The 23,928-nt window shown below is 65.1% G+C and carries 17 protein-coding genes; 13 read left to right on the forward strand and 4 right to left on the reverse strand.

Translation table 11 applies throughout. The features are described 5' to 3' along the window. Positions 1 to 353 precede the first annotated feature (353 nt). From LPA37_RS00005 to uvrA, 11 genes are all read left to right on the forward strand, one after another. Complete coding sequence (locus LPA37_RS00005) at positions 354 to 500, forward strand: hypothetical protein (protein ID WP_228975973.1); 147 nt, start codon at positions 354 to 356, stop codon at positions 498 to 500. Next, a complete protein-coding gene (locus LPA37_RS00010) occupies positions 497 to 2,314 on the forward strand; it encodes a methanol/ethanol family PQQ-dependent dehydrogenase (RefSeq protein ID WP_228975971.1) in 1,818 nt (605 codons plus the stop codon). The genes LPA37_RS00005 and LPA37_RS00010 overlap by 4 nt, the downstream gene beginning before the upstream one ends. Positions 2,315 to 2,492: 178 nt before the next feature. Next, positions 2,493 to 2,906: a c-type cytochrome gene (locus tag LPA37_RS00015; protein ID WP_228975969.1), complete on the forward strand. Its 414-nt coding sequence runs from the start codon at positions 2,493 to 2,495 to the stop codon at positions 2,904 to 2,906. 101 nt (positions 2,907 to 3,007) lie between these two features. Beyond that, the gene (locus LPA37_RS00020; RefSeq protein ID WP_228975966.1) at positions 3,008 to 3,898 is read left to right on the forward strand and encodes a quinoprotein dehydrogenase-associated putative ABC transporter substrate-binding protein; all 891 of its coding nucleotides are present in this window, start codon (positions 3,008 to 3,010) and stop codon (positions 3,896 to 3,898) included. A gap of 8 nt (positions 3,899 to 3,906) precedes the next feature. Further along, positions 3,907 to 4,692 (forward strand): hypothetical protein, encoded by a 786-nt coding sequence (locus LPA37_RS00025; RefSeq protein ID WP_407672461.1) that lies wholly within the window; start codon positions 3,907 to 3,909, stop codon positions 4,690 to 4,692. Positions 4,693 to 4,694: 2 nt separating this feature from the next. Beyond that, positions 4,695 to 5,699 (forward strand): LysR family transcriptional regulator, encoded by a 1,005-nt coding sequence (locus LPA37_RS00030; protein ID WP_229010953.1) that lies wholly within the window; start codon positions 4,695 to 4,697, stop codon positions 5,697 to 5,699. Beyond that, positions 5,696 to 6,637 carry a quinoprotein relay system zinc metallohydrolase 2 gene (locus tag LPA37_RS00035; protein ID WP_228975962.1) on the forward strand — a complete coding sequence of 314 codons (942 nt, stop codon included), beginning with the start codon at positions 5,696 to 5,698 and terminating at the stop codon, positions 6,635 to 6,637. Before LPA37_RS00030 ends, LPA37_RS00035 begins: the two co-directional genes overlap by 4 nt. 19 nt (positions 6,638 to 6,656) lie before the next feature. After that, a complete protein-coding gene (locus tag LPA37_RS00040; RefSeq protein ID WP_228975960.1) occupies positions 6,657 to 7,538 on the forward strand; it encodes a quinoprotein dehydrogenase-associated SoxYZ-like carrier in 882 nt (293 codons plus the stop codon). Continuing rightward, positions 7,535 to 8,515, forward strand: coding sequence for an MBL fold metallo-hydrolase (locus LPA37_RS00045; protein ID WP_228975958.1), 981 nt, complete (start codon positions 7,535 to 7,537; stop codon positions 8,513 to 8,515). The genes LPA37_RS00040 and LPA37_RS00045 overlap by 4 nt, the downstream gene beginning before the upstream one ends. Before the next feature lie 107 nt (positions 8,516 to 8,622). Continuing rightward, positions 8,623 to 8,931 (forward strand): EthD family reductase, encoded by a 309-nt coding sequence (locus LPA37_RS00050; protein WP_228975955.1) that lies wholly within the window; start codon positions 8,623 to 8,625, stop codon positions 8,929 to 8,931. 309 nt (positions 8,932 to 9,240) lie between these two features. Further along, positions 9,241 to 15,141, forward strand: coding sequence for an excinuclease ABC subunit UvrA (gene uvrA / locus LPA37_RS00055; protein WP_229010954.1), 5,901 nt, complete (start codon positions 9,241 to 9,243; stop codon positions 15,139 to 15,141). Positions 15,142 to 15,267: 126 nt separating this feature from the next. Here the strand turns inward: uvrA and LPA37_RS00060 are convergent, their stop codons facing one another. From LPA37_RS00060 to LPA37_RS00075, 4 genes are all read right to left on the reverse strand, one after another. After that, on the reverse strand, positions 15,268 to 16,689 hold the full coding sequence (locus tag LPA37_RS00060) for a virulence factor family protein (RefSeq protein ID WP_407672468.1): 1,422 nt from the start codon (positions 16,687 to 16,689) through the stop codon (positions 15,268 to 15,270). 23 nt (positions 16,690 to 16,712) lie between these two features. Beyond that, positions 16,713 to 19,259: a bifunctional lysylphosphatidylglycerol flippase/synthetase MprF gene (mprF, locus tag LPA37_RS00065; protein WP_229011196.1), complete on the reverse strand. Its 2,547-nt coding sequence runs from the start codon at positions 19,257 to 19,259 to the stop codon at positions 16,713 to 16,715. Positions 19,260 to 19,499: 240 nt separating this feature from the next. Then, positions 19,500 to 19,913, reverse strand: a complete 414-nt coding sequence (locus tag LPA37_RS00070; protein ID WP_229010957.1) for a host attachment protein — start codon at positions 19,911 to 19,913, stop codon at positions 19,500 to 19,502. Positions 19,914 to 20,086: 173 nt separating this feature from the next. Beyond that, the gene (locus LPA37_RS00075) at positions 20,087 to 20,776 is read right to left on the reverse strand and encodes a TetR/AcrR family transcriptional regulator (RefSeq protein WP_229011198.1); all 690 of its coding nucleotides are present in this window, start codon (positions 20,774 to 20,776) and stop codon (positions 20,087 to 20,089) included. Positions 20,777 to 21,116: 340 nt separating this feature from the next. Here LPA37_RS00075 and LPA37_RS00080 point away from each other — a divergent pair, with 340 nt between their 5' ends. Both LPA37_RS00080 and LPA37_RS00085 read left to right on the forward strand, forming a co-directional pair. Further along, the gene (locus LPA37_RS00080; protein WP_229010959.1) at positions 21,117 to 22,385 is read left to right on the forward strand and encodes a Zn-dependent hydrolase; all 1,269 of its coding nucleotides are present in this window, start codon (positions 21,117 to 21,119) and stop codon (positions 22,383 to 22,385) included. Between the two features lie 118 nt (positions 22,386 to 22,503). Next, positions 22,504 to 23,865, forward strand: coding sequence for an NAD(P)-dependent oxidoreductase (locus tag LPA37_RS00085; RefSeq protein WP_229010960.1), 1,362 nt, complete (start codon positions 22,504 to 22,506; stop codon positions 23,863 to 23,865). The last annotated feature ends 63 nt before the right edge of the window (positions 23,866 to 23,928 follow it).

Here is a 23,928-nt window from a genome sequence, read left to right on the forward strand (position 1 = left end):
CGGTGTTTGCGGCTGGTTTAATCTTAACGGGCTCCACGCAGGGCGCCTGTGGTCCGGGGGCGACCGCCGCCGGCAGCCGTGTTTTCGCTCGCCCCGGTCGATGCGTGAAACATGCCGCTGCACCGGCCTTGCGTGAGGCTGCATAGGGGACAGGCAGGTGCCGGCGATCGGTCATGCTGCGTCGCCGCATGACAGCATGTGCTTGCGAGCGAATCAGCACGCATGACAAATCGCGTATTTGACACAGTATGTGTCGCAATCCGAATGATCGTGTGTCGCCAGCGGCGGGCGGCTGTGTCACTTCGCGGCGAAACGCGCGTGCCAGGCGCGTTAGCCCTGTTCCGGCATGGAATATGCAAACGCTCTCCGGAAGCAAGAACCTGGCGACGAATCAGGCGAAGCACGGTCGTTACCCGTATCCGAGCCAGGCGCACTCGGTGCGACACGGTAGCGCGGTCATTGACGAATCGGACGGCTTCATCAATCTGGAGGAGACATGAACGTACGCACCCTGGTTCTCGGACTGGCGGTGGTAGCGGCGACGGCCCTGAATTCATTTGTTGCACAGGCCGATCCGCAGCTCGACACGCTGATCAAGAACCCATCGAACTGGGCGGCACAGGCGGGCGATTACTCGAATCACCGCTACAGTCCACTCAAGCAGATCAACGAAAGCAATGTGGGCAAGCTGCAGGTTGCGTGGACGATGTCCACTGGCGTCCTGCGCGGTCATGAAGGCTCACCGCTCGTCATCGGCGACACGATGTATATCCACTCGCCGTTTCCTAACAAGGTCATCGCGATCAACCTGAAGGATCAGACGTTCATCTGGCAATACGAGCCGAAGCAGGACACGCAGGTGATTTCGGTGATGTGCTGCGACACGGTCAATCGCGGCCTCGCTTACGGCGACGGCAAGATCTTCCTCCAGCAGGCCGATACGAAACTCGTCGCGCTGGACGCGAAGACGGGCGATGTGATCTGGACCGCGCAGAACGGCAATCCGAAAGCGGGTGAAACCAACACCAACGCGCCGCACGTATTCGGCGACAAGGTGATCACCGGCATCTCGGGCGGCGAGTTCGGTGTGCGCGGCCGTCTGATCGCGTATGACATCAAGACCGGCAAGGAGGTCTGGAAGGCCTACAGCACGGGCCCTGACTCGGAAATGTTGATCGATCCCGACAAGACGATGACGTGGTCGGACGGCAAGATGACGCCGGTCGGCGCGGATTCGTCGCTCAAGAGCTGGAAGGGCGACCAGTGGAAGCTGGGCGGCGGCACCACGTGGGGCTGGTACGCATGGGATCCAAAGCTCAACCTTGTCTACTACGGCACCGGCAATCCGGGTACATGGAACCCGTCGCAACGTCCCGGTGACAACAAGTGGTCGATGTCGATCTTCGCGCGTGACCTGAACACCGGCATGGCGAAGTGGGTCTACCAGATGACCCCGCACGACGAATGGGACTATGACGGCGTCAACGAAATGATCCTCGTCGACCTGCCGATCGGCGGCAAGACGACCCCGGCACTCGTCCACTTCGACCGTAACGGCTTTGGTTACACATTGAATCGTGTGACCGGCCAGCTGCTGGTTGCCAACAAGTTCGACCCGGCGGTGAACTGGGCCAGCAGCGTCGATGTGAAATCGGGCCTGCCGGTGCGCGACGCGGCCTACTCGACGCAGAAAGCCGGTCCGGATCACAACGTCAAGGGCATCTGCCCGGCCGCGCTCGGTTCGAAAGACCAGCAGCCGGCGGCCTTCGACCCCGCGTCGAAGCTGTTCCTCGTGCCGACCAACCACGTCTGCATGGATTACGAGCCGTTCGATGTCGACTACGTGTCCGGTCAGCCGTTCGTGGGCGCGACGCTGTCGATGTATCCGGGTCCGAACGAGAACGGCGCGATGGGCAATTTCATCGCGTGGGATGCGGCGAAGGGCAAGATTGTCTGGTCGAAGCCGGAGAAGTTCTCGGTGTGGTCGGGCCCGCTCGTGACGGCTGGCGGCATAGCGTTCTACGGCACGCTTGAAGGCTATATCAAGGCCGTGCGCATCAAGGATGGCAAGGAACTGTGGAAGTTCAAGACGCCGTCCGGGATCATCGGCAACGTGTTTACGTACGAGTACCAGGGCAAGCAGTTCGTCGGCGTCTATTCGGGCATCGGCGGCTGGGCGGGTATCGGCATGGCCGCGGGCCTCCAGAAATCGACGGAAGGTCTCGGCGCGGTCGGCGGCTATCGCGAACTGGCGAAGTACACGGCACTCGGCGGCACGCTCTTCGTGTTCGCCATTCCAGGCGGCAACGGCTGATCGTATGCCTGGACGATGAAGTGAGGAACGACGCCCGCCGCGCAACGGTTCAGGGTTGCGCGGCGGCGTCAGCGGTAGCGGCACGACATATATGCTGCTGGCCGGAGTAATTTCGTTTCGCGACGCGTGCCGCACAGAGGCATGCGCGCGAAACCCATAAACCGATGGAGACGAACGCATGAAAGGCCGATTTTTCCTGCCGCTCGCGATGACACTCGTCGTGATGCCCGCATCCTTTGCCCAGACCAGCGGCGGGGCGATGAAACCGGTGGCTTACAAGGTCGTCGACGGCAACAAGGTCGATGCCGATACCTTGCAGGGATGGAGAACGTGGCGCGCGCTCGCGTGCGAACGGTGTCACGGCGCGAAGCAGGAAGGCCTCGTCGGCCCCTCGCTGATCGACGCATTCAAGACGCTCGACAAGACCGAATTCCATCGCACCGTATTTGGCGGACGCGTGGATAAAGGCATGCCGGATTTCAGCACCAGCACGATGATGCAGAAGAACTGGGAAAATCTGTATGCGTATCTGAAGGGCCGTTCCGACGGCAAGATCAACCCCGGCGATCTGCAGGCCATCGATGCCAAATGAAGCAATACATGAAGCAGTGCGCGATATAACAGGCGATACAACGTATGTGAGTGTTGTGTCGTGCCTCGTGAGCCGCTCGTCCCGTTCTCCCGGAGGTATCGATGGCTGATCGCAAGCAGGGCCCGCTCGCGCTCGCGCGCGTCGCCACGTTGTGCTGTGCAGGACTGGCGGCGCATGCCGCGTACGCCGATCCGCCCTTGCCGAACAACGATGGCAACGACGGCGTGCTGCGCGTCTGCGCGGACCCAAACAACATGCCCCTGTCGAACAACAAGGGTGAAGGCTACGAAAACCATATCGCCGCGCAGATGGCGAGCGATTTCGGCTACAAGCTCGAATACACGTATTTTCCGCAGCGAATGGGCTTTGTGCGGCACACGTTGCGCGACAAGGTGCCCGATACGGAAAACTTCAGGTGCGATCTGGTCATCGGCGTGCCGAAAGGCTACGACATGACGGCGACAACGCGTCCGTATCTGCATTCCACGTACGCGATGGTGTTCTCGAACCGCCCGGAACTGGCGAGCATCAATACACCCAGCGATCTGCTGAAGCTGCCGCCCGGGACATTAAGCAAGCTGCGTCTGGGCATTTTCTCGCAGACGCCGGCCGTCGACTGGCTGCTCGGCAACAACCTGATTGACCAGGCTGTGTCGTATCAGGCGCAAAGCGGCGATCCTGCTGCGTTTCCGGGCGAGATGATCGAACACGATCTGGTCGCGGGCAACGTCGACGTGGTGTTCCTGTGGGGGCCGATCGCGGGCTACTTCGCGAAGCGCGAGGGCGACAAGGTGAAACTCGTGCCGTTCCCGCCGACACCCGGCATCCGCTTCGACTATGAGATCTCGATGGGCACGCGCTACGGCGAGAAAACGTGGAATACCAAGGTCGATCAGTGGATCGGTGCGAACCAGAACAAGATCGACAAGATTCTCACGAGCTTCCAGGTGCCGATACTGCCGGTCGCGAGCGCGCCGACCGCTTCGCAATGAAGTGCCGGATGGGGTATGCGACGCGCAGTGCGGGTTGCTGCGCGTTTGCGTTTGTGTCCGCCGTCGCGATTGCTTTTGCGCTCATGCTGCCAGGCAGCGCGGCGTTCGCCGCGGACACGACAGCCGGTGGCGACATCACGCCCGCGGAGAAACTGCTCTTCATGACGACGCATATGAGCGGCGTCGAAGCGCTGACGGAACTCGACTACGCGTTCATTCTTTCCGGCCCGCCGGCGAAGATCAACGACACCGTCCGCGTGCTGGTGACGAGCCCCGCCAACGCGAAGAGCGATGCGCATATCACCGATCGCAGCGGCAACGTCGACGTTTCCTCCGAAGGGCTGCCGTGCAACCCCGTGATCCTTTATTTTCTCGAGCACGACGTTGCGGAGATGGAGCAGCTCACCGGCGGGCAGCGCCGTTATTTCCAGCGCCGCGTGCGTCTCGCGCTGGCGGCCGGACCGCCCATCACGCCCGTGGTGATGGAGGTGGGCGGCAAGTCCGTCAAGGCGCGCAAGATCGTGATCCAGCCGTACCTCGGCGATCCTAACGCGGCGCGCTTCGCGCAATACACCGGCAAGCGCTATACGTTCATCATCGCCGACGATACCGTGCCGGGGCGAGTCATGTCGATCCATACGGAGGTGCCGGGCGCGAACAACGATTTCGCGCATCCGCTCCAGACCGAATCGCTGAGTTTCACCGGCGCGTTGCGCAGCCTGGCACCACCGCCGGCCAAACCCGGCGAGCCGGCGCCGGTCAGGACACCGCAGGCGCCGCGTGCGAGTCGCTGAACGTGAACTTCATCCGCTCACTGACGCTGCGGCAGTTGCAGATTTTCGTGGTGGCGAGCCGCTACCCGAGCTTTGCGCGCGCGGCGGAGGAACTGCATCTGACGCAACCCGCGGTGTCGATGCAGATCCGCCAGCTCGAGGACGTGGTGGGCCTGCCGCTCTTCGAGCGCGTCGCGCGCAAGCTTTCGTTGACGGAGGCGGGTGAGCGTTTCTCGCATCACGCGAGCCGCATCATCGGCGAGATCAAGGATGCGGAAGACGCGATGACTTCGCTCACGCAGGCCGACAGCGGCTCGATTGCGGTGAGCATCGTGAGTTCGGCGACCTATTTCGCGCCCAAGCTGCTCGCGCTCTATTCGCAGCAGTATCCGAAAGTGGACGTGCGCTTTTCGGTGGGCAACCGGGAAACGCTGTTGCGCCTCCTGCAGGACAACGCGACCGATCTCGCGATCATGGGCCGCCCGCCGCCTGAACTCGGCACGACCGCCGAGCCGATGGCGTATCACCCGCATGTGATCGCCGCGCCGCTCTCGCATCCGCTGCGCGACGCGCGGAGTTTCGATCTGCAGGAGCTGGCAGGCGATACGTTCCTGCTGCGCGAGCCGGGTTCGGGCACACGCGCCGTGGTGGAGCACACGTTTCGTCAGCATCTGTTCCAGCCCGCGCGCACCGTCACGCTCGGCAGCAACGAGACCATCAAGCAGGCCGTCATGGCGGGAATGGGCGTGAGCCTGATTTCGCTGCATACGCTCGGGCTCGAACTGCGCACGGGCGAGATCGCGCTGCTCGACGTGAACGGCACGCCGATCGAGCGGACGTGGCAACTCGTGCATTCGCGCTCGAAGCAGTTGTCGCCGACCTGCCTCGCGTTTCGCCGGTTCCTGCTCGAACACGCCGAGCCGTTTCTCGAGAACGAATACGCGCAGTTCGCGTTCAGGCCGCCGAAGCGGGCCGCTGCGCGGATACTCGAAGGCGCGGCGCCCGCCGGGCCAGGCCAGACAAAATGAGCACTGCGCTGCGGCGTGTGATTCTCGTGGCGCTGTCAGGTTTCGCGTTGATGTTGATGATGTCCGCGGCGCAGTCGGCGAGTGCGCTGAAAGTGCGGGAAATCGCGCCTGGTCTTTACGTGCATCGCGGGCAGGACGATGTCGCGACGCGCGCGAACCGGGGCGACATCGCGAATATCGGCTTTATCGTCGGCACGCGCTGCGTGGCGGTTATCGATACCGGTGGAACCGCGCAGGAAGGCCGCGCGTTGCGCGCCGCGATTCGCGCGGTCACGCCGCTGCCGGTCTGCTACGTGATCAACACGCACATGCATCCGGACCATATTTTCGGCAATGCCGCGTTCGAGCACGATCATCCGCAGTTTGTCGGCAGCGCGACGCTCGGCGAAGCGGAAATGTCGCACGCGGAAAGCTATCTGCGCGTGCTGCATCGCGAACTGGGCACGCTCGCCGAAGGCAGCACGATCGTGCCGCCGACGTTGCCGTTCAGCGGCGATCTGACGCTCGATATCGGCAATCGCGTGCTGAAACTGCGCACATGGAAAACAGCGCATACGAACAACGACGTGACGGTCTACGATGAAAGGAGCGGCACGCTGTGGCTCGCCGATCTGCTGTTCGTGCAGTGCATTCCGGTGATCGACGGCAGCGTGCTGGGCTGGCTCGACGATATCGCGACGATCCGTCAGATGAATCCGCGTCGCGTGGTGCCCGGCCACGGCCCGATCGACACGCCGTGGCGCCCCGCGCTCGATGCGGAAGAGGCGTATCTCGCCGGGCTGGTCCGGGATGTGCGTGCAGCCATCAGGCAAGGTGTGACGATGCAGCAGGCGATCGATACGATCGGACTCGATCAGCGCGACAGGTGGCGGCTTTTCGACATCTATCATCAGCGCAATGTGAGCGCCGCGTACGCCGAGCTGGAGTGGGAGCAGTAGATCGAGGAAGGGGAACATCATGAGCACGACAATGCGAACCACGCTGCACGGTTTGCTGATGGCGCTGGCCGGACTGACGACACTGGCCGCGCTTGCCGGCCATCCGTCGTTCGCCGCGCAGCCCGGCGACGATCCGGACAAAAGCGCGCGCTGGCTCGATTTCAGGGAAGGCACGTTCAAGGATCGCCCGATCGATGCGCATGGCGACAGCGTGATCCGCTTCGACGCACCCGCGCGCGCCGCCGATGCGGCGGTCGTGCCGGTTTCGATCACCGCGCAGTTTCCGCAGACGCCGTCGCGCTACATCAAAAAGCTGTACATGTTCATCGACGAAAATCCGGAGCCGTATGTCGGCTGGTTCGAATTCACGCCGGAGTCGGGGCTCGCGAGTCTGGAAACGCGGGTCCGTGTCGAGGATTACACGTATATGCGCGTGATCGCCGAGACGAACGACGGCCATCTGTATAGCGCGGTGCGCTTCATCAAGGCTTCCGGTGGATGCTCGGCGCCGGCCGGCAAGGACGACGCCGCCGCCGAAGCGAACGCGGGGCAGGTGCGCCTGCAGCCGCAAGGACCGTCGACGCCCGGCAAGCCGCAACTCGTGCAGCTGATGGTGCGCCATCCGAACCGTACCGGCATGGCGATGGACCAGGTGACGCGCCTGTATGCGTCGGCGTATTTCGTGCGCAAGGTGGCGGTGACGTACGCGGACAAACCCGTGATGACCGCGAACGTGAATTTTTCGATCAGCGAGAATCCGAACTTCCGCTTCTACTTCGTGCCGCATGATGGCGGCGTGCTGAAAGCGCACATCGAGGATACGAAGAACCGGCAGTTCGACAGCCAGGTCGCGATCGGTCCGCATCCGGCCGCGCAGCAAACGTCGTCGGCGACGCCTTGAAGGGGACGGACCAGTTCCTGCGTCGCGCGTGGGTGGCCGCTTTCGCGGCGTGCGTAGCCATGCGGGTCGCGCACGCGGATGCCACAACGGATAGAGCGCCCGTTCAGCCGCCGCATCCGTTGACCGTGCCGGTGCCGGTTCAGGTCGCGCAGGGCGTCTATGTGATGGAAGGCAATGGCGAAGCCGTCGCGCCGGCGAATCGCGGGGTCGTCGCGAACAACGGTTTTATCGTCGGCAAGCGTGGTGTGACGGTGATCGACACCGGTTCGTCGTACCGCTATGGCCGCGCGATGATCGAGGCGATCCGCGCGATTACGCCGTTGCCGGTCGAGCGCGTGATCATCACGCATCAGGCGCCGGAATTCGTGTTCGGCGCCGCGGCGTTTCGCGATCGCGATATCCCGATCCTCGCGCACCGGCGCGCGGCCGAACTGATTCGCGACCGTTGCTGGATCTGCCTGAAGAACCTGCGGCGCACGCTCGGCGAAGATGAAATGGCGGGTTCGCGCGTGACGGTGCCCGACCATACCGTCGACAGCACGACGACGCTCGATTCCGGCGGTCGCGCACTCCAGCTGCTGTATTTCGGCCCGGCCGCCACGCCGGGAGACCTCGCCGTGCTCGACACGGCGACGGGCGTGCTGTTCGCCGGCGGACTGGTGAGCGTCGGGCGCATTCCCGAACTGCGCAACGAGAGCATTCCGGGCTGGCTCGCCGCGCTGCGGAAAATCGGCTCGCTCGATGTGCATATCGTGGTGCCGGGCTTCGGGCCGCCCGTGGCGCCCGGCGGCATCGCCCCGACGGGCGCCTATCTGCGCGAACTGGATGCGGGCGTGCGCCGCGCGTACGCGTCGGGCGCCGGACTGAGCGAAGCGATGCGCACCGTCCAGACGCCGGATTTCAGGCAATACCGGCTTTACCCGACCGCGCAGCCGGCGAACGTGCAACGGCTGTATCTGCAACTGGAAAAGCAGTGACGTCACGCGGTATTGACGCAAAAACGGCGTAACGTCGCGGCTGTGGCAAATGGTTCTAACGGACCCTTGAAGAAAGTACCTTCAACGTACCCAACGGAGACAGGATCATGGCAAAACTCGTCGTGCTTTACAAAAATCCGGCCGACAAGGCGGCGTTCGACGCGCATTACGAATCGACCCACGTGCCCCTCGCGAAGAAGATTCCCGGGCTGCAGAAATACGAAATCAGCACCGGGCCGGTCAAGCTGCTGGGCGGCGAGTCGCCGTATTACCTGATCGCCGTGCTGCACTTCGCATCGAGCGAGGCGTTGATGCAGGGACTCGGCACGCCGGAAGGCAAGGCCGCGGCCGGCGATCTCGGCAACTTCGCGCAGGCCGGCGCGGAACTGCTGGTCATGGACTCGAAGGAAGTCTGAGCCGCGCGGGGTGCCAGGCAAAGGCCGCCGTCGCGCGCTATCCTGCGAAGTCGACGTGTGGCCGGCCCCGTTCTGAACGGTTTGACAGGCGGCTCGAACCGGCGCCAGCCGGCTTGAGGGACAGGATTTCCCGGCCCGCGAAAAACGCGGGCAGCCGTGGCCAGCACGTTGGAACCTGTATAAATATACAGTATAGTGTGCAATCGAAGCCCGCCTCGCCAGGAGCGTCGCGTGGCTGGGCGCACTTCCATTCGCGGCGGCGCAGGCAGGCCGCGGCACTGGCTAAACTCATTCAGACGGACAGATAAATTGTCATCTAATGGTACGAACCGTGGAACGATCCGCATCCGCGGCGCACGTCAGCACAATCTCAAGAACCTCGACCTCGACCTGCACACCGGCGAAATGACCGTCGTGACCGGACCATCCGGTTCGGGCAAGTCGAGCCTCGTGTTCGATACGTTGTATGCGGAAGGCCAGCGGCGCTACGTCGAGACGTTCAGCGCCTACGCACGGCAGTTCCTCGACCGCATGGACCGCCCGCAGGTGGACCGGGTCGACGGCGTGCCGCCCGCCATCGCGATCGACCAGACCAATCCGGTGCGCAGCTCGCGCTCGACGGTCGGCACGATGACCGAACTCAACGACCATCTGAAGCTGCTGTACGCGCGCGGCGCCGAACTCTTCGACCGCGTGACGGCACAGCCGGTGCGGCACGACACGCCGGAAACCGTCTACGCCGATCTGATGGCGCGCACGGCGGGCACCGATCCGCGGCTCGCGGTCACGTTTCCGGTGGAACTGCCGGAAACCGCGACGCAGGCCGAAGTCGAGCAGTGGCTCTCGGCAAGCGGCTACACGCGCGTGCAGGCGCAGCGCGATGTGGTGTCGCCCACGGGCGCACGCAAGGTGCTGGATGTCGTCGCCGACCGTTTCCGCCTGCACCAGACGGAGAAGGTGCGGGCGCTGGAAGCCATCGAGGCGTCGCTCAAACGCGGCGCCGGGCGCGTGAACGTGTACGTGCTGCCGCAGGTGCCGGAAGACAGCGCCGAGCCGCGGATCTGGCGCTTCTCGACCGGGCTGCACAACCCGGATAGCGATCTGCGTTACGCCGATCCGCAGCCGGCGCTGTTCTCGTTCAACTCGGCGTATGGCGCGTGCGAAACGTGTCGCGGTTTTGGCCGGGTGATCGGCGTCGATCTGGGCCTCGTGATTCCCGACGGGCGCAAGACGCTGCGCGGCGGCGCGATCAAGCCGATGCAGACGCCGGCGTGGAAGGAATGCCAGGACGACCTGATGCGCTACGCCGCGAAGGCGGATATTCCGCGCGATACGGCGTGGTCGTCGCTGTCGCAGGCAGAGCGCGACTGGGTGATCGACGGCTCGCCCGACTGGGACGGCAAATGGCAGAGCCAGTGGTACGGCGTGAAGCGCTTCTTCGCGTACCTCGAATCGAAAGCGTACAAGATGCACATCCGCGTGCTGCTGTCGAAATACCGCAGCTACACGCCGTGCGAAACCTGCGGCGGCGCGCGCCTCAAGACGGAATCCCTGCTGTGGCGCCTCGGCACGAAGCCCAACGCGGACGCCGTGCTCGACGCCGCGAACCGCTTCCTGCCGCGCGGCGTCGACTGGTCGCGCGCGCAGCTCGAAGCGCTGCCGGGCCTGACCGTCCACGATCTGATGCTGTTGCCGATCGAGCGCATCCGGCGTTTTTTCGACGACATCACGCTGCCGGGCGTCCTGCTCGACGACGCGCTGAAACTCCTGCTGGCCGAAGTGCGCACGCGCCTCAAATATCTGTGCGACGTGGGTCTCGGTTATCTGACGCTGGATCGCCAGAGCCGCACGCTCTCGGGCGGCGAAGTGCAGCGGATCAACCTGACCACCGCGCTCGGCACGTCGCTTACCAAGACGCTCTTCGTGCTCGACGAGCCGAGCATCGGGCTGCATCCGCGCGACCTGAACCGCATCGTCGAGGCCATGCACCGGCTGCGCGATGCGGGCAATACGCTCGTCGTCGTCGAGCACGACCCTTCGGTAATGCTCGCCGCGGATCGTCTGATCGACATGGGCCCCGGCCCCGGCGAGCGCGGCGGCACGATCATCTACGATGGCACGCCCGACAACATCCGCACGGCGGGCACGCTTACGGGCGAGTACCTCAGCGGGCGCCGGCATGTGGCGGATGCGTCGCGCTGGTCGCGCCGTCCGGTCGAGGCCGGCACGCCGCGCATCGTGCTGGAGGGTGCGCGCGAACATAATCTGCGCGATGTGACGGTCGGGATTCCGCTGCAACGTCTCGTCTGCGTGACGGGCGTGTCCGGTTCGGGCAAGTCGACGCTGTTGCAGGACGTGCTGCATCCCGCGATGGCGCGGCACTTCGGCAAGGCGACGGATTCGCCGGGCGCGTTTCGCAGTCTCGAAGGCGCGGACCGCGTGAGCGATGTCGTGTTCGTCGACCAGTCGCCGATCGGCAAGACGGCGCGCTCGAACCCGGCGAGCTACGTCGGCGCGTTCGACGAAATCCGCAAGCTGTTCGCGAAGGCGCCGCTCGCGGCGCAACGCGGCTACACGGCCGGCACATTCAGCTTCAACTCCGGCGACGGGCGCTGCCCGACCTGCGGCGGCTCCGGCTTCGAACACATCGAGATGCAGTTCCTGAGCGACGTCTATCTGCGTTGCCCGGATTGCGACGGACGCCGCTATCGCGCCGAAGTGCTCGAAGTGAAGATTGAACGCGGCAACCCGTCGCGCGCGCTCTCCGTCGCGGACGTGCTGGAACTGACAGTGCATGAGGCCACCGGATACTTCGCCGCCGATGCCGAAGTGCTGCGTGTGTTGCAGCCTATCGTCGATGTCGGGCTCGAATACGTGAAGCTCGGCCAACCGGTGCCGACGCTCTCGGGCGGCGAGGCGCAGCGTCTGAAGCTCGCGGGCTTTCTCGCGGAAACGGCGCAGGCGAAGACGCCGCGCGGCGCGAAACAGGCCGCCGCCGCGGGCAAGCTCTTCATGTTCGACGAGCCGACTACGGGCCTGCATTTCGACGACATCGCGAAACTGATGCAGGCATTCGGCAAGCTGCTCGCGGGCGGGCATTCGCTGATCGTGATCGAACACAACCTGGACGTGATCCGCGCGGCCGACTGGATCATCGACCTCGGTCCGGAAGGCGGTGACGGCGGCGGGCGCGTGCTGTGCGCCGGCACGCCGGACGAAGTGAAAGAGTGCGAGGAATCGCATACCGGCCGGGCGCTGCTGCAATACGACGAATCGATGGGCGTGGAAGTCGCGCCGGCTTCGCAGGGCGTGCCGCTGCAAACGGCGCTGACGGCGGCGCGCGCGCGTCGTGCGGTGGAAGGCGAGGACGTCGTGCGGATCGTGAACGCGCGCGAGCACAATCTGAAGTCGCTCGACGTCGATATTCCGCATGGCAAGTTCAACGTCGTGACGGGCGTGTCCGGTTCGGGCAAGTCGACGCTCGCGTTCGACATTCTTTTCCACGAAGGCCAGCGTCGTTATCTGGAATCGCTGAACGCGTATGCGCGTTCGATCGTGCAGCCGGCCGGTCGGCCGGAAGTCGATGCGGTCTACGGCATTCCGCCGACGGTCGCGATCGAGCAGCGTCTGTCGCGCGGCGGGCGCAAGAGCACGGTCGCGACGACTTCCGAGGTGTGGCACTTCCTGCGGCTGCTCTACGTCAAGCTTGGGCTGCAGCATTGCATCCACGACGGCACGCCGGTTACCGCGCAGAGCGTCGAATCGATCGCCGCGCAGCTGCTGCGCGATCACAGGGGCCAGCACGTCGGGCTGCTCGCGCCGCTCGTCGTGAACCGCAAGGGCGTCTACACCGATCTCGCGAAATGGGCGAAGGCGCGCGGCAATACGCATCTGCGTGTCGACGGCGAATTCGTGCCGGTCGATCCGTGGCCGAAGCTCGACCGTTTCCGCGAACACACGATCGAACTGCCGGTGGCGGATCTCGTCGTCTCGGCGGATCACGAGGCGCAGCTGCGCCGCGCGCTCGACGACACGCTCGAAGCCGGCAAGGGCGTGATCCATCTGCTCGCGCCGCTCGACGGCCTGCACGCCGCGATGAACGGCAAGGGTGAGACGGGGCATGTCGGCGAAGTGAAGGTGCTGTCGGTGAAGCGCGCGTGTCCGGTGTGCGGCACGAGCTATCCGGAACTCGATCCGCGGATGTTCTCGTACAACAGCAAGCACGGCTGGTGCACGACCTGCGTCGGCACGGGCCTCGCGCTCACGCGCGAACAGCGCGCCGCGTACGACGACACCGTGATCGTCGACGACAATCGCGGTCGCGAGCAGAGCCTGCCTTCGGAAGAGCAGGAACCGGAAGGCGTGGGCGACGAACCGTGCCCGGACTGCAGCGGCACGCGGCTGAACCCGGTCGCGCGCGCGGTGACGTTCGACGGGCAACCCATTGTCGACGTCGCGCGGTGGACGGTGTCGCAGACGCGCCAGTGGGTCGATTCGCTCGAACTCACCGGACGCGATGCGGGCATCGCACGCGATGTCGTCAGCGAGATCGGCAGCCGGTTGCAGTTTCTCGAAGAAGTCGGGCTTGGCTATCTGAGCCTCGATCGTGCGGCGCCGAGCCTGTCGGGCGGCGAGGCGCAACGCATCCGCCTCGCGGCGCAACTCGGCAGCAACCTGCAGGGCGTCTGTTACGTGCTGGATGAACCGACCATCGGCCTGCATCCGCGCGACAACCAGATCCTGCTGAACGCATTGCGCAAGCTCGGCGAGAAGGGTAATACGCTGGTCGTCGTCGAACACGACGAAGACACGATCCGGCGCGCCGATCACATCATCGACATCGGTCCGGGCGCGGGCAAGCGCGGCGGCAATCTCGTCGCGCAGGGCAGCGTGAAGGACCTCGCGGCGCAGGCCGGGTCGCTGACCGGGCAGTTCCTCGCGAATCCGATCACGCATCCGTTGCAGCCGCGCCGTCCCGTTTCGCCCGCCCGCAAAAGCGCAGCGGCGGTGCCGGAGAACTGGCTGACGGTACACGGCGGCAAGCTGCACAACTTGCAGGACGTGACGGTCGGCATTCCGCTCGCGCGGCTCGTCGCCGTGACGGGCGTGAGCGGCTCCGGCAAATCGACGCTCGCGCGTGACGTGCTGATGGCGAACATGCTCGACGCGGTGGGCCGCTCGGTGCTGTCGTCGCCGGCTACGAAACGTGCGCGCAAGGTCGCGCAGGCCGACGCGCCCGCGAAGCAATCGCGTTCCAGCGTGCTTGCACGCAGCGCGCCGCGGCCGGCGCTGAACGTGACCCACGCGTGGCAGGGTTGCGAATCGATGACCGGCTGGGAAACGATCGACCGCGTGCTCGAAGTCGACCAGACGCCGATCGGCAAGACGCCGCGCTCGTGTCCTGCGACGTACATCGGCGTGTGGGACGCGATCCGGCGTCTTTTCGCCGATACGCTTGAGGCGCGGGCGCGCGGCTATACGGCTTCACGCTTCTCGTTCAACACGGGTGACGGCCGTTGCCCGGCGTGCGAAGGCCAGGGCGTGCGCACGATCGGCATGAGCTTCCTGCCGGATGTGAAGGTGCTGTGCGATGTCTGTCACGGCCAGCGCTTCAATCCCGAGACGCTCGCGGTGACGTGGCGCGGCAAGAACATCGGCGACGTGCTGACCATGGAGATCGACGAAGCCGTCGAGTTCTTCGCGCCGCTGTCGAACATCGCGCATCCGTTGCAGCTGATGAAGGACGTCGGGCTCGGTTATCTCACGCTCGGCCAGCCTTCACCCACGCTCTCTGGTGGGGAGGCGCAGCGCATCAAGCTCGTCACCGAACTGAGCAAGGTGCGCGACGACATCACACGTCGCGGGCAGAAGGCGCCGCATACGCTGTACGTGCTCGATGAACCGACGGTCGGCCTGCATATGGCCGACGTCGCGAAGCTGATTCGCGTGCTGCACCGGCTCGTCGATGCGGGCCATAGCGTGGTGGTGATCGAACACGATCTCGACGTGATCGCCGAAGCCGACTGGATCATCGATCTTGGGCCGGAAGGCGGCGTGGGCGGCGGCACGATCGTCGCGGCGACGCATCCGGAAGGGCTCGTGCAGGTGAAGGCGAGTCACACGGGTCGTGCGCTGGCGCCAGTGCTCGCGCGCGAGCGCAATGATGATATGGCCGCGTCTCTTGAGCAGGGCGTGGCGAAGACCGGATAACAGGGGGAGTATGCAAGGCCGCGCAGCGTGGCGGCCGTGTGGTTCTAACCGGCTGCGTCGTGCCGTGTCAGACAGCGTCAGGCAAGCATCGGGGCCGCATGCGTGAAGCATGCGGCCCCGATGTCTTTACAGCGCGCCCTGTTTCGTCGCGGCGCACGCCGGGTTTGCGACGCCATTCGCCGAAGCCTTCCCCACAGCACATTCGCGCGCGGCGATCCGCTTGCGCCAGCTCTCGAGGATGGTATCCGCGAGACTGCTGTAATCATGGCCGAAGTGATGCCCGCCGGGCGTCCGTATGACGTTCGCGCCGGTTTTGACGAGCGCCGGGCACAGCGTGTCCTCTTCGTCCTCGCCGTAGATGCACTGCACGATCGCGGGCGGCACCTTCGCTACTTCCGGCATCGCGGGCAGTGCTTCGCTGCTGGCCGGCATGCCGAGCCAGCCGGTCACGCGGATCTGGAAGTCGGCGTCGTGCGCGAAGCCGAGCAGCGCCATCTGCGAGACCTTCGCGCGCAGCGATTCGGGCAGGCGGTTGTACGCGAACGGCATCACGTCCGCGCCGAACGAATAGCCGATCAGCGCGACGTGTCGGGTATGCCAGCGCGCACCGTACGTCTCCATGATGCGTGCGAGATCGTGACTCGTCTGCTCCGGCGACTTCGTGCTCCAGAAGTAGCGCAGCGCGTCCACGCCCACCACCGAAACGTTTTTCTTTTGCAGCGCTTCGGCAATCGTCTTGTCGAGATCGCGCCAGCCGCCATCGCCGGAAATCACGATTGCAAGCATGTCGGTCGGATGGGCGGCGGGCAATTCGATCAGCGGCAGGTCGGACACGTCCTGCTCGTCCGCCTCGTGCACACGCAGATGCGGGGTGACGAGCGCGACCATCGCGTCGGCTGTCGACGTGTTCGCCGCGAGGCGCCGCACCGGCACCGGCTTGCCGCCGATGGGCGCGGGGGCGTCGACGGCGGCGGTCGTAGTGGCCGCGACTTCGACGAAACCTGGCAGGCCGTTGCCGCGGCTGATCGTCGGATCGGCCGGGCAGGGGTTGAAGCGCGCGTCGAGCTTCGCATCGGGATCGACCGATGCCGCGCCGGAAAGCGTATTCGACGGCGCGGTGGAGATCATCCGCGTGGCAAGCGTGCCGCCTTCGCCGGTGCCCGCGACGACCGGCAGGAAGTAGCGGCTCAACTGCGCTTCGCGCTGCAACTGGTGGCTGATGTTTTCGACGTCGCCCACCAGGTTGTGACAGGTCTCCGGCTGCGGCGCGGCGCTCGCGACGTAGCGCGACGTGTCGACGCCGACAACCATCGCGCCGTCTTTCGCGAGCGCGTCGGCGGCCTGCTGGTCACTCGTGTGCCAGCCGCTGGCCTTCGAAAACAGCACGACGAAGCCGCGCATCGCACCCGCGGGATGCGTGACCGTGACGTTGCCGAAACGGCCGCCGGATACGGTGGTGACCGGCGCGGCGGCCGTATGGGTGGCAGGGGCAGTCGCGGCAAGCGCATCGGACGATGCGGCAGCAAACAGGCCCGGGGACAATCCCAGGGCCACGGCGATACTCAGTAGTTTCATGAACGCCAGCCTTCGGCGAGAAGTGAGAGGTCGGCGAGGGTCAGCACGACGCCAACCGAACCGGACGCCGCGAGATAACGCGGCTCCCAGGTCGGCTGGAATTTGCTCTTGAAGCCCCGCAGACCGCGGAAGTTATAGAAGCGGCAACCGAAACGCCACATCAGACTGGCGATGCGGTGCCACGGTGAAGCGAGCGGCGTCGGGTTCATGCCCGACAGCGGTGCCATGCCGAGGCTCAGGCTGCGGAAATTTTCCTGCTTCAGATGCAGCGCGAGCTTGGTGAACAGATACTCCATCGCATACGGCGACGCATCCGGCGCGTGGCGCATCACGCCCACGGTCGCATCGAGATTCAGGTCGGTCGTCATGAACGTGACGAACGCGACCGGCGTGCCCTGCTGGCGGACCAGCATCACGGATTGCGCGGCGAGGTAGTCGTCGGTGAAGGCGGCCACCGAGAAGCTCTTTTCCTTCGCGGAACGGCTGTCGAGCCACGCATCGGAAATACCGCGCAGCGTCGGCAGCAGATCGGGAACGTGCGGCGGTTCGTACATCTCGACGGCGAGGCCGTCGCGCTCGCCGCGCTTCAACGCATAGCGCAGGTGCGTGCGATGCGAGCCGGCGAGTTCGAAGTCGCTCAGCACGATGCGCGCTTCCTCGCCAAGCTTCATCAGCGAAAGCCCGGCGTCGAGATAGAGCGGCAGCGCGTCGGCGCGCACCTGGTAGAATGCGGCGCGCCCGCCATGCGCATGCGCGAGCGCCATGAATTCGCCGATCAGCTCGACCCATTCCTCGCGCGGTCCGACCGGATCGTGCAGCGCGGCCCACGTGCGGCCGCGCTTCGCGTACATCAGGAACGCCTCGCGCGACTTCGAGAACAGGAAACTCTTGTCGCCCATCAGCGCGAGGCCGGCGTCGCTGCGCTCCTGCGCGCGGACGATTTTCGCGGCGTCGACAAGGTCGGGCGCGGGCGGTTTCACGAAGCGTCCCGCAGCCGGCCGCAGCAGCTGCCAGAACGCGATGAACATCGCGAAGAGACACGCGCCGAGCGTCGCGCGCAGCGCGCGCGGGGCGCGTTCGTCGAACGCGAAATCCCACCAGAGGTCGCGGCTGTACTGCACGTCGCGAAACGCGAAGAACATCACCCACGCCGCGACGATCATCACGATCCCGACCGACACCAGCCAGGTCACGGTAAAGCGCTCGCCAAAGAGCGACGACGAACGGTTGAAGCGGCCGCGCGTCGTGGCGAGCAGCACGATCAGCACGCCCAGCACGCCGGCCTCGCCAAACGCGAGACCCTTGGTCAGCGAAAGCGCGAGGCTTGCGACGGCGAGCAGCATCGTGAGCCACCACGCGGCGTCGAGCCGGCGCAGCAGCCCGCGCGCGACGAACAGCAGCAGCACGCCGAGCAGGCTCGCGAGCAGCTGCGAGCCTTCGAGCACCCACAGCGGCAGCACGGTCTGAAGCAGCGCGAGGCGGCGCGCGAACGCGGGCGTCGCGCCGGAGATCACCAGCATCCCGCCGACCGCGAACGTGACGACGCTCAGAAAGAGCGGCGCAAGCTGCGTGATCTGCTGCGAGTTGCGCGAGGTAAAGCGCGCCTTGAGCGCCCGACCTTCGAAACCGGCGAGGAGCGCCGACGACAGCAGCAGCGGCACGCCGAAGTAGATCACGCGATAGGCGAGCAGCGCCGCGACCATCGCGGGCGTCGGCATGGTGCCGCCGAGCGCGAATACCATCGACGCCTCGAACACGCCCAGACCGCCGGGCGTATGGCCGATCATGCCGAGCAGCATCGCCACCGAGAAAATCGCGATGAAGTGCACAAAGCCGATGTCCGTCTGCGGCAGCAGCGCCCACAGCGCGATACTGGCGGCGGCGACATCGGCGGCGGCGAGCGCGAGCTGCGCGACGAAATCGCGGCGCGCGGGCACGTCGAGCTTGAGCGGGCCGAGCTGGATCTGACGCGCAACCGGCGGGCACGCCGCGATCAGCACCGCGAAGAGCGCGACGATGACGAGGCCGGTGCAGACCAGCGGCGTGGGCGAAAGATGCGTCATGCGGCTCATCGATCCGGCGGCGTACAGCATGCCGAGGCCCGAAAGCAGCACGAGCGCGAGGCCGAGCGTGACGCTTGTGAACAGCGTGATGCGGCCGACCTGTGCCGGCTTGATGCCTTCGGCGCCGTAGATGCGGATGCGCACGGCGCCGCCCGTCAGCGCGCCAAAACCGGTGGCGTTACCGAGCGCCGACGCAACCGTCGCGCCGATCCACAGCACCGGGCGCGACACGCTTGCGCCGATCGAGCGCAGCCCGACCGCATCGCGGGCGACGAGCACGACGTAGCTGGCGGCGGTCGCGGCGAGCGACGTGATGAGCGCCTGCGGCGGCAGATTGCGCAGGCCGCGGATGACGGAGTGATAGTCGACGGTTTTCGACAGATGCTGGAAGACCAGCAGAACGATGGCGCAGACGGCCAGCGCAAGGGCGGGAACGACGACGCGCCGCAGAGGAAGGGATTTCAGCCGCCCGATCCAGATCGGACCGAGGGCGCGCGAGAAGGGGGCGAAGAAGCCCGGTTTCCCCTGGTGCACCGTATCGGTGCGTGCCGACACTTTATTTGAACCGATACTGCTCAATTGCCTGCCCCGTTGAAAGCCATACGTACTATAACGGTCAGGCAGTCAGAAAGTTGACGCGCTTTGAGTCAATCTGGTGCAAATACGCATTAAAGGCGGGAAAGGCAGTGGGGCGCCCGTCCCGCGGACGCCCTCAGTCGTTTATCCGTGCTGTTCGAGGTGCCGCTGGATGTCCTTCGCGGCCAGTTTGGAGATGTCGCCGGATATCTCGTCAAAGACGAGCTTGCGTGTCTCATCGGTCATGTGACGGCGCACGAGACCGAGAAACCGGGGCTCGATCGCAAGGCGCAGCCGCTGGAAACGCTGCTGCAGACGCCCCTGATCCAGATAATCGACGAGCATGCGGGCGAACTGGTCACGCGCGGTGTCGTCGGGGCTGTTCTGGGCGGGTTTCGCGTTCTGGCCCGGTTCGCCGTTGCGCAACGAGGGGTCGCGCGTGCGGGCCTGCGGGTCGGCAAAGCCTTCGATTTCACGCAGGTCGAGCTTGAGTCCGCTGGTTTCGAAAATACGGGCGCGATTGCCGTCCGCGACGACAACCCAGGAAGTCGTGGTCATGCTTTCCTCCTTTCAAGAGCGTGAGGGCGCACGAGGAACAATAGTGCCCCACGCGCGTGCCTGCCGGGTTTTCGCCATGGGCCGACGCCGGCCGGGGCGCAGCGCGGCGCGGCTCGCGGGCGAATGAAGCGCTCGCTTCAATGCGGGCGCGCACGTCTGGTACGGTCCTTTTTCTATTCCGTGTGCGCGCCTTTGGCGCCGCAGGCGCGAATCACCAGCGCGACGACCTGTTCGGTCGCTTCTTCGAATGCCTTCCTTGACAGCGCGCGTTTGCCCGCCAGCGCTTCGATCTGCGCATCGAAATCCGCGTAATGCTGGGTCATCGCCCAGATCATGAAAAGGAACGCGCGCGCATCGATGGGGGCAAGCAGCCCGCGCGCGATCCAGTCGTTGATCACGACGACGCGCGTTTCCATCCAGGGCTTCACGCGACCCGACAGGATGTCCTGCATGTGCGTCGCGCCGCGAATGATTTCATTTGCCCATACCTTCGATGCCAGCGGTCGACGTCGCGACAGTTCCATCTTCGCGCGCACGTAACCGCCGATTGCTTCCACCGGATCGTCGCTGCTGTCGAACGTATCGGCGGCGCGGTACCACTCCTCGAAGATGTCGTCGAGCACGCGCCGGTAGAGCGCAAGCTTGGTCGGGAAGTAGTAATGCAGGTTCGCTTTAGGCAGGCCGGCGCGTTCCGCGATCATCGCCGTGCTCGTGCCTTCAAGACCGCGTTCGGCAAACACGGCTTCGGCACAGGCAAGCAGATGCGCCTCGTTCGTATTGCGGATGTGTGCCTTGCGCCGCCGCATTGGCTTTGCCGCTTCTTCGCTTTCGACGGTCATCGCCGGCGCATCGTCGCTTTTCATCATGGCCTCGTTTGGCGCGCTTGCCGTGTCGCGCCTCATTGTAGTCGCAATGCGGCACGCGAATGCGGCGTGCCGTGCCCATGCGAACGACGTGCCTTACGTCATGTTGCAGCGCAATGGCACGCTTTTCGCTCAGAGAGAAGTCATTGAAATATAGCCGGTAATCGTCTACAACCTGTCCAACTGGACAGGATTGGACGAGCAGGGAAAACACGTAAACAACGGTGTGCGGATGGTGCACCGCAGACGGGCGCGATGCCCCACGACATGCCGCCGATGCACCGCGTTTGCGTACACAACCCCGCTTTTGAATGACCCGATTCGCTGAGGAGAGAGACTGATGAACGCAGTGACGGAGACAGGACTCGACGTGTCGATCAAGGTGAACGGTCAGCGTCTTTGGAACAGCCTCATGACGATGGCGAAGATCGGCGCAACGCCTAAAGGCGGCGTCTGCCGTCTTGCGCTAACGGATCTCGACCGGGAAGGGCGCGACCTGATCGTGAGCTGGGCAAAGGAGGCGGGCTGCACGGTGAGCGTCGACCAGATGGGCAACGTGTTCATGCGGCGCGCGGGACGCAATCCGTCGGCGCTGCCGGTGATGACAGGCTCGCACGCGGATTCGCAGCCGACGGGCGGCCGCTTTGACGGCATCTACGGTGTGCTTGGCGGCCTCGAAGTGATCCGCAGCCTGAACGACCATGGCATCGAGACCGAGCATCCGGTCGAAGTCGTGATCTGGACCAACGAGGAAGGCTCGCGTTTCGCGCCGGCCATGGTTGCATCGGGTGTATTCGCGGGCGTCTTCACGCTCGACTATGGGCTTTCGCGCAAGGACGTCGACGGCAAGACGATCGGCGAGGAACTCAAACGCATCGGCTACGCGGGCGACGTGCCGTGCGGCGGCAGGCCGGTTCACGCCGCGTTCGAACTGCATATCGAGCAGGGCCCGATTCTCGAAGCGGAGCACAAGACGATTGGCGTCGTGACCGATGCGCAAGGCCAGCGCTGGTACGAGATCGTGTTGACCGGGCAGGAGGCGCATGCGGGGCCGACGCCGATGCCGCGCCGGCGCGATGCATTGCTCGGCGCCTCGCGCGTGGTGGATCTCGTGAATCGCGTTGGGCTGAATCACGCGCCCTTTGGCTGCGCGACGGTCGGCATGATGCAGGTCTATCCGAACTCGCGCAACGTGATTCCCGGACGCGTGTTTTTCACCGTCGATTTTCGTCATCCGGACGACGCCGTGCTGGCGCGGATGGATGCGGAACTGCGTGAGGGCGTCGCGCGCATCGCGGGCGAAATCGGCCTTGAAACGCAGCTCGAACAGATTTTCTACTACAAGCCGGTCGCCTTCGATGCAGCCTGCGTGAAGTCAGTGCGCGCGGCCGCCGAACGCTTCGGCTATCCGAACCGCGACATCGTATCGGGCGCGGGCCATGACGCCTGCTATCTGTCGCAGGTCGCGCCGACCTCGATGGTGTTCGTGCCGTGTGTCGACGGCATCAGTCACAACGAGATCGAGGACGCGACGATCGAATGGATCGAAGCGGGCGCGAACGTGCTGCTGCACGCGATGCTCGAGCGCGCGTGCGAGCCTGCTTCATAGGCCCTGCCTGAACCGCTGCAGCAGACACTCTTTAAAGGCTGTTTCCAGATTTCGACGCTGGCTTTGCTAAAGGCGAAGCCAGCGGGTTCGTGTTGTTTCTCTTGCCGAAGGAACGCGCATGGCTACGAAGGAAACCGGCGATATCGCCGCGGGCCGGCTACAGGCCGACCAGCTCGCGTGTCAGTTCACCGACGTCGCGCCCCTGCTCGAACCCGGCGCGGCGGCGATCGCCGCGAGCCGCTGTCATTACTGCTACGACGCACCGTGCGTGAACGCGTGTCCCACGCAGATCGATATTCCCGGCTTTATCCGCAAGATCGGCAACGGCAATCTTAAGGGCGCCGCGGTCGACATTCTCTCCGCGAATCCTTTAGGCGGCATGTGCGCGCGCGTATGCCCGACCGAAATCCTGTGCGAAGGCGCGTGCGTGCGCAACCATCAGGATGCAGAGCCCGTCGCGATCGGCGCGTTGCAGCGTCATGCAACCGACTGGGCGATGGTGCGCGATCTCAAACTGTTCACCCGCGCGGCGGAAACCGGCCGGCATGCGGCGGTCGTCGGTGCGGGTCCGGCGGGTCTTGCGTGTGCGCATCGTCTGGCACTCGACGGTCATCGCGTGACGCTGTTCGACGCGCATTCGAAAGCAGGCGGTCTTAACGAATATGGGATTGCCGCGTACAAGACCGTCGATGAATTCGCGCAAAGGGAAGTCGACTGGCTGCTGTCGGTGGGCGGCATCGAACCGAAGACGGGTGTCGCGCTGGGTCGCGACGTGACGCTGGATGCGCTTCGCCAGCAGCATGACGCCGTGTTTCTCGCGGTGGGTCTCGCGGGCGTGAAGGCGTTGCGGATCGAAGGCGAGGCGCTCGAAGGCGTGGAAAACGCGGTCGATTTCATCGCGCGCCTGCGTCAGGCGGATGATCTTTCGACGCTGCCGGTCGGGCGTCGCGTGGTGGTGATCGGCGGCGGCAACACGGCGATCGACGCCGCGGTGCAAAGCCGCAAGCTCGGCGCCGAAAGCGTTTCGATGGTGTATCGGCGCGGCGTCGAGGCGATGGGCGCGACCTGGGCCGAACAGGAATTCGCGCAGACGCAGGGCGTCTCGATCGTGCTGTACGCGCAACCCGTCCGTTTGCTGGGCGACGGCAGCACGGTCACGGGCGTCGAATTCGAGCGCGCGCGTGAAGAGGGCGGACGCCTTACCGGCACCGGCGAGCGCTTCACGATCGCTGCCGACGTCGTGCTGAAGGCCATCGGCCAGACGCTCGTCGCAACCGGGCTCGACGCTGACATCCTGACGACGGATGGCACGCGCATCGCCGTCGATGAAGAACGGCGTACGTCGCTGGAGAACGTCTGGGCAGGCGGCGACTGTGCGGCCACAGGTCTCGATCTGACCGTCCATGCGGTACAGGACGGCAAGCTCGCGGCGGCTTCGATTAACCGCGTGTTCGCGCGCACCGCGAAGCGCGCGGCGTAGCGGGACGAAGCGGAACATCGCAGCACGTTGTACGGAAAGCGCGGGCCTCGACGCTACGCGCAG

This window comes from Paraburkholderia gardini (assembly GCF_907164545.1).
GTDB lineage: Bacteria > Pseudomonadota > Gammaproteobacteria > Burkholderiales > Burkholderiaceae > Paraburkholderia > Paraburkholderia gardini.

Coding starts and splice junctions, on each gene's coding strand:
- LPA37_RS00085 (WP_229010960.1), top strand. CDS start 22,504: ATGGCTACGAAGGAAACCGGCGATATCGCCGCGGGCCGGCTACAGGCC.
- LPA37_RS00015 (WP_228975969.1), top strand. CDS start 2,493: ATGAAAGGCCGATTTTTCCTGCCGCTCGCGATGACACTCGTCGTGATG.
- LPA37_RS00080 (WP_229010959.1), top strand. CDS start 21,117: ATGAACGCAGTGACGGAGACAGGACTCGACGTGTCGATCAAGGTGAAC.
- LPA37_RS00005 (WP_228975973.1), top strand. CDS start 354: ATGCAAACGCTCTCCGGAAGCAAGAACCTGGCGACGAATCAGGCGAAG.
- LPA37_RS00010 (WP_228975971.1), top strand. CDS start 497: ATGAACGTACGCACCCTGGTTCTCGGACTGGCGGTGGTAGCGGCGACG.
- LPA37_RS00050 (WP_228975955.1), top strand. CDS start 8,623: ATGGCAAAACTCGTCGTGCTTTACAAAAATCCGGCCGACAAGGCGGCG.
- LPA37_RS00035 (WP_228975962.1), top strand. CDS start 5,696: ATGAGCACTGCGCTGCGGCGTGTGATTCTCGTGGCGCTGTCAGGTTTC.
- LPA37_RS00075 (WP_229011198.1), bottom strand. CDS start 20,776: ATGAAAAGCGACGATGCGCCGGCGATGACCGTCGAAAGCGAAGAAGCG.
- LPA37_RS00025 (WP_407672461.1), top strand. CDS start 3,907: ATGGGGTATGCGACGCGCAGTGCGGGTTGCTGCGCGTTTGCGTTTGTG.
- LPA37_RS00070 (WP_229010957.1), bottom strand. CDS start 19,913: ATGACCACGACTTCCTGGGTTGTCGTCGCGGACGGCAATCGCGCCCGT.
- LPA37_RS00040 (WP_228975960.1), top strand. CDS start 6,657: ATGAGCACGACAATGCGAACCACGCTGCACGGTTTGCTGATGGCGCTG.
- LPA37_RS00020 (WP_228975966.1), top strand. CDS start 3,008: ATGGCTGATCGCAAGCAGGGCCCGCTCGCGCTCGCGCGCGTCGCCACG.